At 50.8% G+C, this 18,682-nt stretch carries 12 protein-coding genes; 7 read left to right on the top strand and 5 right to left on the bottom strand.

The genetic code is table 11. The features are described 5' to 3' along the window. Positions 1-200 precede the first annotated feature (200 nt). From B5P39_RS12735 to dsrO, 3 genes are read right to left on the bottom strand one after another with little or no spacing between them, the layout of a single operon-like run. Positions 201-3,308, bottom strand: a complete 3,108-nt coding sequence (locus B5P39_RS12735) for a tetrathionate reductase subunit A (RefSeq protein WP_088211764.1) — start codon at positions 3,306-3,308, stop codon at positions 201-203. 50 nt (positions 3,309-3,358) lie between these two features. Then, positions 3,359-4,459: an NrfD/PsrC family molybdoenzyme membrane anchor subunit gene (gene nrfD / locus B5P39_RS12730; protein ID WP_088211763.1), complete on the bottom strand. Its 1,101-nt coding sequence runs from the start codon at positions 4,457-4,459 to the stop codon at positions 3,359-3,361. Continuing rightward, on the bottom strand, positions 4,449-5,204 hold the full coding sequence (gene dsrO, locus B5P39_RS12725) for a sulfate reduction electron transfer complex DsrMKJOP subunit DsrO (protein ID WP_088211762.1): 756 nt from the start codon (positions 5,202-5,204) through the stop codon (positions 4,449-4,451). The genes nrfD and dsrO overlap by 11 nt, the downstream gene beginning before the upstream one ends. 217 nt (positions 5,205-5,421) lie before the next feature. Here dsrO and B5P39_RS12720 point away from each other — a divergent pair, with 217 nt between their 5' ends. Continuing rightward, positions 5,422-7,437 (top strand): PhnD/SsuA/transferrin family substrate-binding protein, encoded by a 2,016-nt coding sequence (locus B5P39_RS12720; RefSeq protein WP_088211761.1) that lies wholly within the window; start codon positions 5,422-5,424, stop codon positions 7,435-7,437. Then, a complete protein-coding gene (locus B5P39_RS12715; RefSeq protein WP_088211760.1) occupies positions 7,434-8,054 on the top strand; it encodes a response regulator transcription factor in 621 nt (206 codons plus the stop codon). The genes B5P39_RS12720 and B5P39_RS12715 overlap by 4 nt, the downstream gene beginning before the upstream one ends. A 183-nt stretch (positions 8,055-8,237) precedes the next feature. On the opposite strand, the gene B5P39_RS12710 is transcribed toward B5P39_RS12715, so the two are convergent. Then, a complete protein-coding gene (locus B5P39_RS12710; RefSeq protein ID WP_088211759.1) occupies positions 8,238-9,137 on the bottom strand; it encodes a dioxygenase family protein in 900 nt (299 codons plus the stop codon). A 557-nt stretch (positions 9,138-9,694) separates the two neighbouring features. Here B5P39_RS12710 and B5P39_RS12700 point away from each other — a divergent pair. The 5 genes from B5P39_RS12700 to B5P39_RS12680 all read left to right on the top strand — a co-directional run bounded on the left by B5P39_RS12700 (position 9,695) and on the right by B5P39_RS12680 (position 17,792). Further along, positions 9,695-13,366 carry an ATP-binding protein gene (locus B5P39_RS12700; RefSeq protein ID WP_088211757.1) on the top strand — a complete coding sequence of 1,224 codons (3,672 nt, stop codon included), beginning with the start codon at positions 9,695-9,697 and terminating at the stop codon, positions 13,364-13,366. Between the two features lie 8 nt (positions 13,367-13,374). Continuing rightward, positions 13,375-14,028 (top strand): condensin complex protein MksE, encoded by a 654-nt coding sequence (locus B5P39_RS12695; protein ID WP_037422308.1) that lies wholly within the window; start codon positions 13,375-13,377, stop codon positions 14,026-14,028. Between the two features lie 42 nt (positions 14,029-14,070). Continuing rightward, positions 14,071-15,291, top strand: a complete 1,221-nt coding sequence (locus tag B5P39_RS12690) for a hypothetical protein (RefSeq protein WP_037421933.1) — start codon at positions 14,071-14,073, stop codon at positions 15,289-15,291. Beyond that, entirely contained in the window at positions 15,279-16,151 is an 873-nt protein-coding gene (locus B5P39_RS12685; protein ID WP_088211756.1) for a DUF7281 domain-containing protein, read from the top strand. The genes B5P39_RS12690 and B5P39_RS12685 overlap by 13 nt, the downstream gene beginning before the upstream one ends. A gap of 390 nt (positions 16,152-16,541) precedes the next feature. Next, positions 16,542-17,792, top strand: a complete 1,251-nt coding sequence (locus B5P39_RS12680) for a dicarboxylate/amino acid:cation symporter (RefSeq protein WP_088211755.1) — start codon at positions 16,542-16,544, stop codon at positions 17,790-17,792. A gap of 62 nt (positions 17,793-17,854) precedes the next feature. Here B5P39_RS12680 and B5P39_RS12675 read toward each other — a convergent pair whose 3' ends face one another. After that, positions 17,855-18,325 (bottom strand): hypothetical protein, encoded by a 471-nt coding sequence (locus tag B5P39_RS12675; RefSeq protein ID WP_088211754.1) that lies wholly within the window; start codon positions 18,323-18,325, stop codon positions 17,855-17,857. Between the last annotated feature and the right edge of the window lie 357 nt (positions 18,326-18,682).

Below are 18,682 nucleotides of genomic sequence, written 5' to 3'. Positions count from 1 at the left end.
CTGATTTAGGCATAGTGTAAATATAGCCATGATTTTACGCGTAAGTGGCTTTTCAACGAAACTTAATGCTGTGAGATAGATACCAATTATCGTCAAAATAAGATCACGCTGAGGATAAAAAAGAGCGACATGTGTCGCGCTTCAAAGGCGGGTTATTTATCCAAGGCGCCGCTGCAAGCGCCTTGGATGGCGAGCCTAGGTTAAGCGATTTTCTCTATCTTGGCGGGCAGTCCTTGCCGCGCCGATGCGCCGCTGGCCCAGTCCACCAGCGGATAGCGACCATGGCGGCTTGGATCGAACAGATTCAAGTCGTTCATATTGATTCCGACGCGGATCAGCTGATTGGCGGCGATTATTTTGTCATCGATAACTATGTCCCGTGCGCCTAACTCCTTATGGCCATAGCCGTGCTCGATGGCAATGCAGTCGGGATGCACGCCCGCCACACATTCCACTAAAGCCACCACGCTGCCATTAGGTGTGCTGATCTTAACCGTATCACCGGTTTTAATGCCAAAGCGCTTGGCAGTTTGCTCATTGATGCGCACCGGATTATTGGGGTGCACTTGGCGTAAACGATCCGAACCTATGCTCATCGAACTCATGGTATGCGACTTATAACTGCTGATCAGCAGCGGCCACTGTGACTTATCGAATGCTTGCTCCAAGGGCGTGCCGTCGGCGAGCGCTGGGTGATAACGTCGTGGACAGCCACTCATATATTCACCACTTAAACTGTTGCGCCGACTGCCCACCTCTGGGTTCCACAGCATTAAGGGTTTTGGCCAAACCTTGCTAGGGTTGCCCGCCTCGTCGCGACCCGCGCTGATATTCTCAAAGCGGCCGCCACGGGCAAATAAGTAACTGACTTTTTTGACTTCTTCGGGTTTGAGTCTGGCATTCAGTTCCGCTTGAATGCGCCCAACCCCACTGAAGTACATATCCTCGGCATTGATATCGGCAACGGGTTTACCGAGGTAGGCCACGTTTGCCGCGCCGTAGAGCGAGAAGTCCGCCGCACGGCTAAGGGGATGTAAGCTGCCATCGGCGGCCTTGACCGCATTGTCACCAAAACCGGGCAGATTGAGCTTTATTGCCACTTGGCTAAGGAAGGATTCCATACAAATCACATCGCCGTCGGCGGTTTTTGCGACCCTAGGTTCGACAATCGGCCAGCGGCCTGTGGCTTCTTTGGTGAGGGTGCCATGCCACGCGGCGCTCCAGCCCCAAGATTCATAGGTTAAGGTGTCGGGCACTATGTAGTCCGACAGCGCCGAGGTCTCATTGATAAAGCTGTCGATGCTGATAAATAACGGTAAGACTTTGGGATTTTTTAATTGTGCACCAATGGCTTCGCCGAGTCCCGCCTGACCATAAATCGGGTTACCCATATGGTTGATCCATGCCTTGAGTCGATAGGGATAACCATGCACTGCTGCGGTTAAGTGTTCACCGAGCAGGGGCGATGAGATGGGAAACCAAGGTTCCTTCGACGGATAGGGCGACTCTCCTGCCTCGATTTTACGGCGGTACTCAGAGGTTTTTTCGTAGGGGAACTTAGAGCGGGAAAGGAATACGCCCTTAGGTTCGACCATGCCGCCAAACTCCTGCAAATTGTACCTTGGGCCAGGTCCAAAGGCGGGGAAGGTGCCGCCCTTAGCTATAGCGCCGCCCTTAAGATTTAAGTTACCTATCATGGCGTTAAGCATCATAATCGCCCATGCGCTGTAAAAACCGTTAGCACTCATGGTGCCGCCGTGGGAAATCACCGCCGCCTTAGTGCCATGGCTAGTAAACTTGTGGGCGAGGGCGGCAATTTGCGCCTCGCTAATATCGCACTCCTTGGCGTAGTCGGCCATCTCGACGCTGCGCGCGGCTTCACTGAGCAGCTGGAAACAGGATTTCAAGCTCAGCTCACCCTTTGGCGTATTCATGCTTTGCTCAACCTCAAGTTGCGCCTTGGCGCATTGTCCCGCTAGTAGGATCTGCCCAGTAGCGGCATCGACAACCAGTGGAGAATCCTGCTCGCCATAAGGTTTGCCTTCGAAGGGCAGGCCGAGATCGCTGGCATACAAATATTGGCCGTATCTGGGGTGATTCGGCGTGCTGATGATTAAGAAGCTGGCATTACTAAAGCCTCGGTAGCCTGCTGCTTTCGCCGCCTCGGCATTGGGCGCGGTTAAAAACGCACTGGCGTAGCGCTGGTTATCGATAATCCAGCGCAGCATGCCCATGGCGAGGGCGGAGTCGGTTGCGGGGCGAATGGGCAGCCAAGTATTATAGCCTGCACAGGGTTGGTTCGAGGTGTTGGGCAGCATGGGCGACACCACCACATAACTGAATTCCCGCCCGTCGACCCGAGCGTTGGCCAATTGCCGCGCTTGGCGTTTAAAAGGGTTGCCCGATTGCTGCGGTGAAGTACCGATAAACAGTAGAAACTCGCTATTGTCCCAATCGGGTTTTAGGTGGGCGTATTTCTTTAAATCGTCGAGCAGGGCACCCGCCCCTGCGCGATAGGTAAAGCCGCAATAGGCACCGTGGTTGGCAAAATTTCGCGTGCCGAAGCTATTGAAGGTAAAGCGTTTAATAATGACATCTCGGCCTTCATCCGAGGCGTTCGACACCAATAATTGGTTGGCCTTGGGGCCATATTCAGGATTATTGGCATCGAGTGGCGTGCTGATATCGCGAATTGCCCTTAAGCCTTCGACATGCCCCTCACCAAATAAGTCACCACCATCGACGACCTCGGTCAGCAGTTGCTCGAAACTGATGCTTTGCCATTGCCCACTGCCGCGCGGCCCGACCCGTTTAAGGCATTGGGTGACGCGATAGGGGCTATCTAATTGTTCCAACATGGCATTGCCACGGGCGCAGGCGGTAGAACGCCCCTGTAAGCCCTGCTCTTGATAGGCACTTAAGCCGACTAAGGCGGTTTTGATCGGGGTATCGAAGTCGATATGTCCCCGCGCCGAGAGCGGATGATAGGGATTGCCGCTGATGCGGAGGATCTTATCTGTCTTATTGTCGATACGGGCGCGCTCGCCGCATTTGGTCCAGCAGCCGAGACACATGGTATTAGCGATGCGTTGTTCATCGTTGCCAATCAGCTGGCCTGAGGTTAAATCTACTTTATATTCAGGGGCTAGCGAATTGCCATGGATGGGATTTTGGGTGTTTTTTCCCGAACTGCCATTCACCACACCTTTGCCCATTTGCGCTAAGGTATGGCTGTAACCTGCGGCAAATAATCCCACGCCACCCGTCACAGCAGCGCCTTTGATAAAACGACGTTTACTCTTATCCATTACGGACTCCTTAATGCGGTAACTTCTCTTGATATGGACGATGCTGTGTCTCAAGAGGCCAACTTAGTTGAGCTGGGTTGATAGCGAATAAATTCAGACACTAACACCATCAGTGCGAGCCACAGGCCGAAGGTGCCCGCGATACCTAATAGTCCCTCTGGCCCCAATGGCAATTGATAGAAATAAGTGCCCGCGCCGTATTTAGGGTCGGTTTGCGCTTGGATAAGTACAATCCAGCGAAATCCCCATGCCAGATGCACCGCCGTTAAACTGACGACTAACATCAATACCGAGGGGAGACGGCGCACTGCTAATACCAATGCCAGCAAAGCGAGGGTGACCAATACCCAGATGGCGGCCAGTTGCCAGCTTGGGCTGGTGTCTAATAACTGCGCGGCTTCGTGCGCCGAGCCTTTATCGAATAAGGCCCAGCCGATAAGACACAGGGCGAAGAGACCAAAGCTTGCCCTGACCCATTGCAGCAATCTGTCTTGGGTACTGGCTTGATAACCGTGCAAAATGCGATTGAGCAGTGCGAGTGTGCCGCAGGCGGCGAGCAGGGCACTGGTCGCCATCAATGGCGGTAACCAATAGGTATGCCAGAGCGGCCGCGCTTTGATCGCCATGGTTTCCATTCCGGTATAAAGCGCGATGGAACACGCACTCAATGTGGCGATGAGCGCAATGGGTTTTAACCATTTATCGCTGCTCCAATTACCGAATCTGAGCCATTGACCGATACGGCTTAACCAATCCGCTTCTTCAGCTGAACTAGTAAGAGAAGATTGCGCCTGAGGCAAATATGGCCGCAGTAATAACCAGGCAAACACTAGACTCGTGCCCGAAAATATCGGCAGTAAAAAAGCGCCGTACCACATCCACGAATACGGTCTGATTTGGGCATAGAAATGCCATGCTCGCAGCGGTTGGTGAAGGTCTGCAAGTAGCGCAATCGGCGCGACTATACCTGCGGAGAGCATCAAGCAGGCGCAGAGCTTGAGCAGTCTGGCATCGGTTTGTTTCGCACTAAATAAATGAATGGCCGCCACCCACACGCTGGCGTAGGCCAAACCCATTAAAAAGAAGTATTGCACTGCCCATGGCAGCCAAGTGATGGCGATATCTGGGGTAAAGATTTCTTTAATGACCATGGTGGATCTCCTCGCCAGTGTCTGTCAGTAGGGTGCGAACGGGGGCTTGGCCGCTGATCCTGTGTTCGAAGGCGCTGTTCATGCCGATGTAAAACACTCTCGGCGCCGTGTTGGCATCGGGCTTGAGCACCTTGATATCCGCTTGATTCGCTTTGAGTAGTTGGCTGATATGGCTGTGAGGATCGTTAAGATCGCCAATCACCCTCGCTTCGCCGACACAGGTTTCGACACAGGCGGGTAAGAGTCCTGCTTCGAGCCTGTGGGCGCAGAAGGTGCATTTATCGGCGGTGTTGGTCTCATGGTTGATAAAGCGCGCATCATAGGGGCAAGCCTGCACACAATATCCGCAGCCGACGCACCATTCGTTGTTGACGATCACAATGCCATCTGGGCGTTGGAAGGTGGCACCCGTGGGGCAAATCGGGATGCAAGGCGGGTTTTCACAGTGATTACACAGTCTTGGCAACATCAAAAATGCGGGCGGCGTAGCTGCATCCTGTTGCGACACTTCGTATTGCTGCACTGTGGTACGAAATTGCCCCAAGGGCGGCAGGTTTTCGAAGGTGCACGCCACGGTACAGGCCTGACAGCCGACGCAGCGGCGCAGGTCAATCACCATGCCGTAGCGTTTGCCCGTAGCTGCAGTTTGAGCCTGCTGGGCTTGCACTTGCACGACGGGAATGAGCGCGGCGCCGACACTCACACTGGCCATTTTTCCGAGAAACTGACGTTTACTCTTGTCCATAGGAATTTCCTTCACTCTTACAGATAAAACGGGTCGAAAGACTTAAGGTTTAGCGTTAGGCGCATTCTGTAAAAGGCGGGGTGGCATCTCTATAGTGGTTTTCCACATATCCGATAGGGACTTGATCTAGCGCAACAAATATCAGTTAGAATGACCTCTCAAAAATTAGGGTTTATGATTTAGCAACAAAATGGATCTCATCCTAGGGCTAAGGAGTATGGGCACAGTGTTGAGTGTTGTCGTATCAACTATCGTATCAATCAAGAGTTGGCGAACGGGATTAACATTCGTCATCGTCTTATTTGGCCTGCTGAGTCTTTCAGTCATGGCTGAAGTTTCGGCCGCTCAAGCAACTGAGCTAGGTGCATTAACGGTTGCGCCCGCGGGAGCGTTGATGGATGAAGCTGGTGCTAACTATCAAGTGGTCGATGTGGGCGTATTGGCTATTCGTGGCTATAAGGGCACTATCAATCGTTGGCAACCGCTGATGGGCTGGCTTGAGTCACAAATTCCCAATAGTTACTTTAGGTTGCATCCCTTAAGCCTTGAGGAGCTAGCCAAAGGGGTCGAAACCGAGGGCCTCGATTTTGTGATCACTAACCCCGGACAATCTGTGATGTTGGCACGGCAGTATTCCCTGTCTTGGCTCGCCACCCTACGAAGCCCTATCAACAATGGAGCGGCTATGCAGGTGGGTTCGGCGCTGGTGGTCAGGGCCGATTCCCCCTATCAAACCTTGCAGGATCTTAAGGGCAAGCGCCTTGGTATTGTCTCTAAAAATGCCTTCGGTGGTTATCTCACTATGGTCTACGAGGCGCAGCTAAAGGGCATAGATTTACCTGATTTTGTTGGGGAAATTGTTCCCTTAGGTTTTCCACTCGATAACTTGGTTTATCAGCTCGGCGCTATAGGTCAGCAGGGGGGGACAAATGAGCTGAGTGGTACAGATGAACCAAGCGGTAAAGCACTAAGCGGTAAAGTACCCAGCGTTAAAGCTCCAGGCTTAGATGCGGCGATTGTGCCCGTGTGTCAGCTTGAGCAAATGCAGGCTGAAGGCTTGATCAACATAAAGGATTATCGGGTACTCGATAATCAGGCGCCCGTTGGGTTCCATTGCCAAGTGTCGAGTCGACTCTATCCCAACTGGTCTATGGCTAAGACCAATCGTGCGACGCAATCCTTAGCCAAGCAGGTGACTCAAGCCCTACTGGCCTTACCCGAAGACAGTCCCGCCGCGAGAGCTGCCGAGTCCGCGGGTTGGACTACGGCCGTGAGCCAACTGGCGATCGATCAACTGCTTAAAGACCTCGATATGCATCCTTTGCAAACCCCGTGGTGGCAGCGGGCGTGGCAATGGGTGAAGCTGCATCAGCATTGGGCTTGGCTAGCGTTGGCGATTTTAGTGCTGCTTAATGTGTACCACTTCTGGCTCGAATATCGTTTTAGTCGCCGTGGACGTGAGTTGATAAACACCCAGAGGCAACTCAGTGAAAACCGTGCCCTGTTGGAACATGCCCAGCGCATCGCGATTGCCGGGGAGTTAGGGGCGAGTCTATCCCATGAGCTCAATCAACCACTGGCGGCGATTGGCCATTACTGCCATGGCGCCGAGGTGCGTTTGCAGCGAGGATCGAGTCCAGAAGAATTACAATCCGTGCTGAATTTGATTCAGCAAGAGGTCAGCCGCGCCGATAGTATTATTAGCCGTTTGCGTAATTTATTGAAAAAACGGTCAGTATCCAAACAACCCTTATATTTGCACCAGCTTGTGAACGACACTGCGCCGCTGCTCGCCTATGAGCTGGAGCAGCATCAGATCTTGCTTTCCACCAATATTAGCGGCGAAGCCTATCCATTGCCCTTGGACGAAGTCGGCATGCAGCAGCTGCTGCTCAACCTATTGAAAAACGCCGCCGATGCCTGTGTACAGCGTCAGCAGAGTGAGAGCGATGCGGCAAAAACCTATCTGCCCACTATCGATATCGACCTTAGGTATCAGGACCGTAAGATACTGCTCACGGTCACAGACAATGGTACTGGGCTGACCGAGGATGCCAATCTGCTGATGCAGGCCTTTTATTCGACTAAGTCTGAGGGACTAGGGCTGGGGCTGGTGATCTGCCGAGATATTGCCGAGAGTCATGGTGGCCGCTTTAGTCTCGAAACCGCCCTAGGTGGTGGCTGCCAAGCACAGGTTTCTTTACCCCGTAAGCTTGAGGGAGTACCAGCATGAGCCAACAATTGCCCGTGTATTTAATCGATGACGATGAGTCAGTGCGCCGCTCGCTGCGGTTTATGCTCGAAAGCTATAGCCTGAATATCCACGATTTTGATAGCGCCGAGGCATTTTTTGCCGCCATCGACTTGAGTGAGCCAGGTTGCGCTTTAGTCGATGTGCGTATGCCGGGCTTAAGTGGACCGCAATTACATGCGCAATTAGTGCAGCATAATAGTCCGCTGGCAGTGATTTATCTTACTGGCCACGGCGATGTGCCCATGGCGGTGGAGGCGTTAAAACTCGGGGCGGTAGATTTTTTCCAAAAGCCCGCCGATGGCGCCAAATTGGCCGACGCGGTAGTGAAAGCGTTAGAACATGCCAAGGCGCATTATCAAGATAATCAATATGTAAAAACCTATCTGGCGCTTACGCCACGTGAGCGGGAAATCCTCAACCTCATAGCCAAAGGCTATAAAAATCAGGAGATTGCCGATACGCTGTGCATCGCTATGCGTACGGTCGAAATTCACCGCTCCAATCTCATGCGGGGCATGCAGGTTGGCTCGCTCGCCGAGATGATCTTAATCTATGGCCGTATCGCCGAACATTTAAAGGCCTTGGACTCTGATTAATGGCGCGAGAAACAAAGCTTTGCCGCCAAGCCTTTGCAACCAAATACTTGTAACCAAGCAGTAGCAACCAAAGATTTAACAGGAAAAAGCGCATCGAAAGATGCGCTTTTTCTATCGGGCTCAATCATGCTAGCGAATGGCCTTATCCAACTGGATTCGCTCAACGAGATTAATTCAACTCGATTAATTCAACTGGAGTGTGCGCCACGCCAGTAATGAGCCATCGTCATTTTGGCTGGTATTAAATAGAAACGCGCTGTAATTGCTACCAAAAATATTGTCGCGACTCAGGCTAGTATCTTGCTGGCCACGGGTTGAATACTCGGGATGGCTGGTGCAAATCTCGGTCGTCAAATTCTCACTAAAGCCCAGTTGGGAGACCAACTGGTCGTTATTGTTGTTGCGAATCCGAAAGTGCACATGGATAGTGCGCCCCGAGTACCAGCTCGGAAAGCAGGATTTAAAATTAACTCGCCCCTCGCTGTCGGTCACTTGGGTGCCTCTAAACCATTGGGATTGCAGTGCTTTGCTCGAGTTTCCGGTGCAGTAGCCACTGTTAAAACGGCTCTTATCCGCGCTGCCACTGGTGTCGCCTGAGTAAACGCCAGCGACATTACAATGCCAGACTTCCACCTCTAATCCGCTCAATGGGTTGCAATCTTTATCAATCACTTGAAAGCAAATCTGCATAGGCAAACCCGATTCGGCATCCGAAATATCATCCCGATTATCGACTTGGAAATAGCAAGGGCCTTCCACCGCCGATTGGGTTAATGCCAAGGCACAGGCACCACTGGCGGTGAAGAGGCTGGTGTCGGGAAAGTTGACCGTCATGCTGGCGGTGCCACCACTGGCCCAATCGCTCGGGGTTGTTACACCTGTGCCTGCGCCGGTATCCGTATTGCTATTGCTACTGTCGTTGGTACTTTCTTCGGACTCCGAACCGCAGCCGACTAAGCCGACCAAGGGGCTCGCGACCAATGTCCAGCTGATGGCTTTGAGTAAGGTGCGGCGCGGGGCGTTGTCTATCGTGGTGTTTAGCGCCGTTTTATGCGCTGAAGGGGGGCAGGTATTTTTTGTCATTTGGGCTACTCACTTAGCAGGGTTTTATTGTTAACGCTTGCAGTGATTAGTGAATGAAATGTGATTTTGGTTCGGCGGTGAGGCCGAGTCTTTCACTGTTTTACCCAAGTTGACAGTTGCTGAAAATGTTAATGGCGGCTAATGCCTCTATATCAGCTTGGAGCGCCGACATCGGCCGTTTTCCCCTGAGCTTTTATACCCAATTGTGATCTACTGACGTTTTGTTAACCGTTAAATGGACGGGAATTGAGGTAACATTGAGCAGACTTGTTTCGCGAAGGTGAAAGACTCGGGTGCTCGATTGCTTATGCCCCCTATTTGCCTTATTTTAGGGGCACAAAATGGGACTTTACCTCGCAATTTTCGCAAAGATGATTTCGCAAGGATGATTACCCGTCACACGCTTTTGTCCATTGAGACTGACCGCCCTTTTATTGTGTTGAGCTTAGGTGTGTTGAACTTAGGTTTTACGCCTCGGCGTTTAATCTTGAGTCATGGTCTCGATTTGGGCTCGATTTATCTGGGTTAGCTTTGACCCCGTTTGGATAAGGAATGAAATGCCAAGCTTGATTCGTATTGTGCTGATTGATACGCACCTTCCGGGCGTTGTGGAACTCGCCCTCAATGGCCATACCAATATTTGTGGTACTAACGCCTCGGGTAAAACCACTCTACAACGTTTAGTGCCTGTATTTTATGGCGAATATCCTAGCCGCGTGGTGCCTTCAACCCGTGACAGTTTCGAGCGTTGGTACTTGCCACACGATTCAAGCTACATCATTTACGAATATCAAAAGGCCGATGGCTTGCTCTACCAAGCCGTGCTGGCGTCGGCGGGCGATGGTAAAGGGGTGAACTACCGCTTTATCGGCAAAGGTTTCGAGTTAAGCGATTACATTAAAACCCAAAATGGTGACACCATTTTATGCCACACCATGGCAGAACTCGGCCGCGAATTAAAACGCCAAGGCGTAGCCACCACTAATTTGCTCAACACCCGCGAATACCGCGCGATTATTCAAAACGATCGCACCCTGTTAAGCACGGGCAGCAACCGCAGCGAACTGCGAGCCTATGCGCACCAATTCGCCCTGTGTGAAGGTGAGCATTCACTGCGCCACATCGAAAAACTCGCCAAGGCGGTGCACTCCAAAGAAGGCAAAATGGAAACGGTCAAATCCATGATCGCCGCCATTTTGGAAGAAGACGGGGTAAATCCACCTAGTTCACGCCTCAATCCGCAACGCGTCGAGGCGTGGATCCGCGAGAGTCAATTAATCCAAGGCTTTGAAGTGATCCGCCCCGAGTTTGAAAAGCTCGAGCAGGAATTTAACCAATTGCTCAGCGCCGAAATGCGTCTCTCTAGCCTGTCCCGTGGTTATCGCAACGACGAAAGCCTAGAGGCCGATCGTTTAGAAATCCAACAAACCCTGTCTAAGGAGCTGAATTTAAAGCTTCGAATGTTGGACGACGAATGGAAAGAAGTGCGTGACGAGCTTAACCTCGACCTATCCGCCGCCAAGGGCGACGTGGCTAAGTGCGAGTACGAGCTAGATGCGATTGAAGATCAGCACGGCGCCTTTTTAGATGCCAATATCGAGCAAGCCAAGGCCGACTTGGACATGCTGCCGAACTGGCGCGCGGACATGGAAAACCTAAGCGAGCGCCATAAGTTACAAACCGAAAAACACCAAGATATTGAAGCGGCTTACAATGCCCGCCGCAGCAAAATTGGCGAGCAGTTAAACCGCGAGCTCGAAGGATTACACGCGGATCAGGACAAGCAACGCGAAGCGCGCGACAAACAGCGTGAAGTGGCAAGGGCCGATCTCGATGCACTCGAAGCCCAATGGCGTAGCCAAATGGATGCGGGCAAGGCGAGCTTTAGTGAGCAGGAATATCAATTCAAACTCAATGCCGCCGAGCTTAAATTACGTGTCGATGGCGTAACCTACACCGAGGAAGAAAAGTTAAGCCTCGCGATTTTCGACGAGCGGATTCACCGCGCCGACGAAGAGCAAGAAAGCTGCAACGCTAAGGTTGAGCGCCTCACAAGTGAAGAGCGTAAGCTGCGCGCCAAACGCGACCAAGCCAATGAAGCGCTGCGTATCGCCAGCCTGCGCGTAAACGAGCGCCAAACGGCGCTCGATGAACTGCACCATATGTTGTTCCCGCAGTCCCATACCTTGCTCGAGTTCCTGCGTAAGGAAGCTCAAGGTTGGGAACAGAGTCTGGGTAAAGTGATTGCCCCCGAGTTACTGCACCGCACCGATTTACACCCGAGTGTAACAGGGGCGAGCGACACCCTGTTTGGGGTGCATTTGGATCTTAAAGCCATTGATGTGCCTGAATATGCCGCCTCCGAGCAGGAACTGCGCATTCGTTTAAGCAAGGCCGAAGAGGCGCTGCAAAGCGCGCAGGAATTACAGGCCGAGGCCGAATCACAGCTGGTGGCGATTAACGGCGAGCTGGATAAACTCAGCCGTGAACTCACCTTTGCCCGCACGGCTTACAAGAATAGTCGCGATGATTTGCGTCGTTTGTTCGATGAAAAACGCAGTGAGCAGGACAAGATCAATAAGACGCTGGCCGAGCGTAAAGCCTTTGCCCAGCAGCGCTTAACTCAACTCGATGGAGAGCTAAAGCAGCTTAAGCATCAACACCAGCTCTGGCTCGAAGAGCAAAAAGAGCAGGCGCTCGAAGCGCGGATGGAAAAACAAGCCTACTGGCAAGAAGTGATTGGCGCGCTCGACAATCAACTGGGGCAAATCAAGGCCACTATCGACGCCCGCCGCGAAAGCGCTAAGGCCGAGCAGAAAGCCTGCGAAACTTGGTACAAAAACGAGCTTAAATCCCGCGGTGTGGATGAGGACAATATCCTTAAACTCAAGCAACAAATCCGTGAGCTTGAAACCAAAATCAGCCGCGCCGAGCAGCGCCGCAGCGAAGTACTGCGCTTTGACGATTGGTATCAACACACTTGGTTGCTGCGTAAGCCTAAGTTGCAGACCCAATTGAGCGATGTGAAACGTGCCGCCTCGGAAATCGACCAGCAGCTTAAAGCCAAGACGCAAGAAGTGAAGACCCGCCGCCAACAACTCGAGACTGACCGTAAGGCCTCGGATGCGGCGCAGATTGAAGCCTCTGAAAACTTAACTAAACTTCGCGCCGTGATGCGTAAGTTGGCCGAGCTGAAATTGCCAGCCAACAATGAAGAAGCCCAAGGTAGCCTCGGCGAGCGTTTGCGTCAGGGCGAAGATTTACTGCTAAAACGCGATTATTTGATGGGCTCGGTTAAGCAATATGTGGAGCATTTCGACTCTGTGATTGCCAGCAAGTCAGGTTCAGGCTTAGCCGAAACCTGGGAGCGTGCCCGCGAAGAGTCGAGCTTTATCAACGATAAAGGTATTCGCCTGCTGGATTACCGCAAGCTAGTGCCGCAGCTAGAACAGCTACTCAATGTGATTGTGCCGCAATCCATTATGGCGCTGCGCGAGCAGGGGCGGATCTTCGGTGTTGATTTAACCGCCTTTTACGATGTGCTTGCCGATATTGACCGTCGCATCGCTTCGCAGAGTGCGCGCATTACCCGCGAAGTGGGCGAGGAGTTATTCCTCGATGGCGTGTCCGAATCTGCGGTTCGTATTCGTTCTAAGATCAGTGAATTAGAGTTCTGGCCCGAGCTTGAGCAGTTTGTTAAAGCCTTCAAAAATTGGAAAGCCGACGGCTTTAATGGTCTGCCCGATGAGGAATACACCAACAGCATGCGCCGCGCCTTGGATATTATTGGCCGCGCGGCACTGACGGGTGGCATTTCAAAGCTGCTGGAAATCGAGCTGCGCCTTAAAGAGGGTAATAGCGATTTGATTATCCGCACCGACAGACAGCTGAACGAATCATCCAGCCACGGTATGGCTTATTTGATCCTGTGTAAGTTCCTGTTGGCATTTACGCGCTTGCTACGTGGCCGTGCCGATGTGACCATTCACTGGCCAATTGACGAGCTGGGCACGCTGCACCACACCAACGTGAAGAAGATTTTCGATGCCTGTGGTAACAACAATATCAGCGTGTTAGGCGCCTTCCCGAACCCAGAGTCAGAAGTGCTGAACCTGTTTGAGCACCGTTACATTATTAATAAACAAACTAAGAAGTTGCAGGTGGTGAAGCCCAAAGCCAATCCGATTGCCGATTTGTTGAGTAAACGCCTGAGCAAGGAGGCCATCTAATGAGTGCCATGAACGAATCTAACCAAACCGTCTTAGTCGGCACTGGCGCCATTATCGAACTCTTGCTCAAGGGCGAATTTATTTGCCGCACCACCAATGAAGATGGCTGGCGCGCATTGAAAAATAACAGCACTCGAGAGCGGGTTGAAGCCTATCTGAACCAAATCAACCGCACCGTGGCTTCGGCCGCCGAGGGCGATGTGTTTTTCTGCGGTTATTTGCAGTTAGGCGAGAGCGAGCGTAAGGTGATTTCATCGCAGTTTAAGGATATTTGTCAGGCACTTATCCCCATGGTGGAGTGGCTGGTATTAGTGCAGGAAGCCAGCGGCCAAGATGCCCCCTTAAGCGAAGGTGCGCCAGTACGGTTAACCGAGCTGCAAAGCCGAATTGAAGATACGCCCGCGTTTCGTGAGCAGTTGGCCAAACTCAGCCAATACCGCTTATTCGGCTCAACCAGTACCAATAGTGATGCGCAAATTAAGTTAGTGTTCAAACGCTTAGTGGAGCTTGGCTATCTAGTGCGCCCTAACGTTGAAAAGCAAATTTATATCGCGACGGGCAAGCTGGATTATCTGTACGAAGTGATCCGTTTTATTGACGAAACTGAAGGCCTAAGCCTAGAGGCGCAGGCGGAAACGGCGACCCAGCGGGATTTACTATGATGCTTTGGACAATCATCCGCGGTGTAAACCAAGGAGGCCATGATGAGCAGTAACTTACATCAGGCTGGGGTTAAGCTACTCAAGCAGTTAGGCCGCCATGCTGACATCATTATGGACGCCTATTTAGCGGGCTCGCTCAATGAAGATGCCCATGATCCTGCCGTGGTTGAAAAACTCAAACAGGCAGGGATTTTATGGCGCCCAGAGCCAGACCAAGAGCTGCGCCTTAAACGCTCGGTGCGTGCCTTGCTCGAAGAAGGTTTAAGTGATGAGCGCAATCGCCAAATCGACTCCAACGTCGGCTCGGCGCTCGCCACCATTAAAACCTTGGCCGACCATTATAAAGAAGCGCGCCACAGCTCAGATTACAGCGCTGCCGAGGCGTATCTGTCTGATTTAAGTGAGCATGTGTATAGCTTTGCCGACAGTTTGCGCTATTCGATCCGCGTGTTGTGGGGGCGGATCAATAACGAGTTCGGTTATGTCGGTACCATTAACGCTAAGATCCGCGAAAACGAACTCGCCCAGAGCCAAGTGTCTGAATTGCTAAATGGCTTGGAGATGTTCCAGTTTAGCGAATTAGGCGAAATCGCCGGTGATATTCGTGAGCTGCGTAAGCTGCTGGTGACCACCTTGCAGGAAACCATGAGCGACTGCGCTCAGGAGCTCAGTGTGGTGCAGGGCAGGTTGTTGGAACTACTCGGCCGCTTTAGGCAAATTCGCGGCCGTACTCGCTTGCTTAAGGGTTGGTTACTGTACACCGATTTGCATCCGGATTACCGCCCTGCGGACCATGTGTCCCACAAGGAAATCCCGAGTCTTTTCAATCGCGCCGAAGTGTTATTGGCACCAGCGTCTGTGGATGTGCATAACGCCAGCCAAGAGCTTGAGCTGATGAATATCGTCGCCCATATCAAGTCGATTAGTCGTCAGGGCATAGTTGAGACTGTACGCGAGCATGATGTCAGTGTATCGCTTACCCAAAGCGAAGACTTTGATATTCCTGATAATCCACTCAAGCAAGCGGTTGATACTTACTTCGTCGATGTGATTGAGTCGGGCTTACGTCAATCGGCGCTCGATTACTTAGTCGAAAAAGCCCTGCCGTGGGATGCCGAAAGCTGGATTTATCAAGTGATTGGCGGCTACGAAGGCTTACCCGATGAGCATAAGGCTTACTTCGAGTTAGAGCCCTTAGGCGAACCCCATCCGATCTACAGCGGTAACTTTATTATCCGCGATGTGGAATTATGGTTAGCTTAACGCCGCAACAATTTCGGTTATTGAAGAACGCTGTAAAAAAGCGTTCTTCAAAGATTAAATTGACACCTAACTGGAAAGCTATTTACCGTGAATTAGAGATAGGACAACTTGATGAGTCCGAAAAGCATCTACTTTTTACTTCACAGGATTTAACCGATCTTCGCCAATTGGTGAGAGATTGTTCTGGGCTTGATTTGTTCTATGATGATTTAAACGTCGATCGCATGGCGATGTCAGCCAAAAGTCATAATGAGAAACTCGCTAAGATCCGCCCCGAAGCCGAGTATGTTTTGTTGAAGTATCTCGGTTTTGAATCGCCGCCCTTTGGGATTTCAGCACGGGCCTCGTTACGTACTCCCTTAGATGAGGCGCAAATCCATTGCGATGAGCTTGATGTTAACGCCATCTTAGTGGTTGAAAACCTAGATATATTCGATGCAATAACCCAAGCGCGCTTACCTGAAGAGCTTAGCCGCATTATGGTGATTTACCGTGGTAGCGGCCACCATTCCCCCATTGGTGTGCGGCAGTTTTTGAAGGCGATGGCGGGTAAAATGCCGATTATTGCCTTTACCGATCTCGACCCCGCAGGGCTGCAAATTGCCCATACTTTAACGGGCATGACCCATTGTATCGTGCCGCAGTTAGCGCTTTTTGCGCCCAGCGAGTTACTCGCTATCCCACAGATTAATTCCGCTGATGACTTTGCCAAGCAAGCGCCTCAGGCTAAATATTTACAGTCAGCCGACTTAAAAAATTGGCAGCAATTAAGCCGTTGGTTAATTCAGCAACGCATTAGCATTAAACAGCAGCACCTGCTGTCACATCGGCTTGAGCTAGTGCTACTGGCATATTGTTAGTTGTTATCCTTCCCCATCTCTCTGTTAAGTTCGACATCTGTAGTTTTTAATACTATTTAAAGTATTTATTCAGTTTTTAAATCTAGTCTTATTCGGTATTAATCGATTAATTGTGTTTATTTGGTTTAAATAGTGTTTAATTTTTGATTTTTTAACTTATGTATTAATAGCGTGATTATTAATCTATGATTTTATTTTTGTTATAAATCAGGATAATACAAAATTTTTGTGATGAGTTTGGCTTAATTGAAAATGAAATAAGTAAATTTATTCATTGAATTTGCTGCCAGCATGTTTCACTATCCCCGCCTGAACTTAAAAGGGAATGGCGATGTTGCTCATTAGGGAAGATGAATATCAAAAGATGAGCTATCTGGGAAAACGATCAGCATGATGAAATCACTTTCGACACGGATCTTTATCGGTCTATTTGCGGGACTTATTCTTGGCACCTTAGTGCAATATTTTCTAAACGATATTGGCTTCTTTTCTGGCAATTTAGTCGAACTGGCTGGCGGCGTCGGCACTATGTTCGTCAATATGATCATGATGTTGGTCGTGCCTCTAGTGTTTGTCAGTATCGTTTGCGGCGTGTGTGAGCTGCAGGACTTAAAAAGCTTTGGCCGCCTTGGCGGCAAAACCTTCGGCTTTTACATCGTCAATACCCTGGTCGCTATCTCAACCGCCCTGTTAGTGGTGCTATTGCTCGACCCAGGTAAAGGCGTCGATATGAGCAGCACCGATGGTGTGGCCATTACCGCGACCGAACTTCCCAGCTTGATGGCGCTGCTGATTGATATAGTGCCGCGCAACCCGGTGGCGGCTTTTATGTCGGGCAATATGCTGCAAGTGATCTTTATGGCACTGATGCTGGGCGGGGTGATTAAATCCCTCGGCGAGCATGTGGCTGGTGCGGTACAAGGTTTTCAAACCGCCAATAAAATCATGATGAAACTGATTTCTGTGGTGATGAGCCTTGCGCCTTATGGGGTGTTTGCGCTGATGTTTAAGTTAGGCGCCACCTTAGATGCGGCGGTATTTATCAGTGTGCTCGAATATGTCGTGATCATTCTGGCGTTGTTATTACTGTGGATTTTTGTGGTCTATCCGCTGGCGGTGGGATTCTTCACACCTATTTCGGCCAAGAGCTTTCGCGAGAAAACCCAAGAGCAAGTGCTGTTTTCCCTGTCTACCGCCAGCTCTAATGCCACGATTCCTGTAACCATGCGCACCCTAACGGAAAAGCTTGGAGTTAATCGCGCCGTGGCAGGCTTTGGTGTGCCGCTCGGGGCGACCATGAACATGGGCGGCGTGGCGATTTATATCACGATTGCGATTTTCTTTGTCGCCAATGCCTTCGGCATGCCAATCACCAGCGAGCAATTGCCATCGCTGCTGTTTAGTATCTTCCTGTTATCCGTTGGCGCGGGTGGTGTGCCCGGTGGCGGCATGGTGATGATTGGGGTATTAATCCATCAAATGGGCTTGCCGATTGAAGCCTTTGCGATTGTGGCCGCGCTGGATCGCATTATCGACATGGTGCTGACCTCCTGCAACGTAGTGGGGGATACGGCGGTGTTGACCATAGTCGACCAAACCGAAAAGACCCATCAAGTCGAGCTGGTCGATAGCGAGTCTTAAATCGCACAACTAAAAAAGCCACTGATTACAGTGGCTTTTTTGTATCAGGACGAGACATGGCCTTACTGGCTACACTTCTGTTTTAGCTGGCTGACCGCTTCACTAAATCCCACGGCCACTAAGGTTGAGCTAGTGTATTTGCTGGAGCGAAACGAAACGGCCTCAAGGCTTAATTCTTGGGTCTGCAGCTCAGCCAACGCCTGCCACAGATCGTCATCCGCCTTTGGCAGACTGGTAAAGTTCATCAAGGTCGCGGTGCCGCGAAATTTCACACTGTGTTGTTTGTCACTGCGAATTATCAACACGCTCGGATCGCTACCAAATGCAAAGGATTCGCCCATAGTCACGTTTAATATGGGTTGGGTTTCGCCTACGGAGCAGCTTAAGCTCAGCCTGAGGCCTTTATCGATAAAGTCGATGCTATGGCTCTTAGGGGCGGGCTCTGCGATATCTAAGGTTGTGGCTAAATCTTCCTTGGCATATGCGTAGCCTAAATGACTGACAAGCATGAGGGCCAGTAACTGTGTTTTCACTTTACTACCTTGTTAATTGTGCGGACGAATACCGATGATGATGTGTAGCTCTTTGTCAAAATGTTGGCGATTATAAAGAATTTTGACACGTTTGAATAACCCTTTTGGGCTATTTAGTCTTGAATTTGATTCAAAAGCTTAGCCTTTGGTATCAAGCGTTGTTTAGGTTAAGACTCGGGCTATTATCTCAAGCAATAATTTCAATTTAAACATGAGGTTATGTAGCTCAGCTTAAATTAATACCAAAGTGCGAGGCACAGTTTTTATTCAGAAAATAAAAAAGCCACTCTTATCAGTGGCTTGTTTTAATCTTTGGCACTCGGCATTGTTTGGCAATGGCTGGTTTAGTGACGCTTA

It is taken from the genome of Shewanella sp. Shew256 (assembly GCF_002196695.1).
GTDB classification, from domain to species: domain Bacteria; phylum Pseudomonadota; class Gammaproteobacteria; order Enterobacterales; family Shewanellaceae; genus Shewanella; species Shewanella mangrovisoli.
The sequence above is the reverse complement of the archived record's forward strand: the minus strand, read 5'-3'. Positions and strand labels throughout refer to the sequence as shown.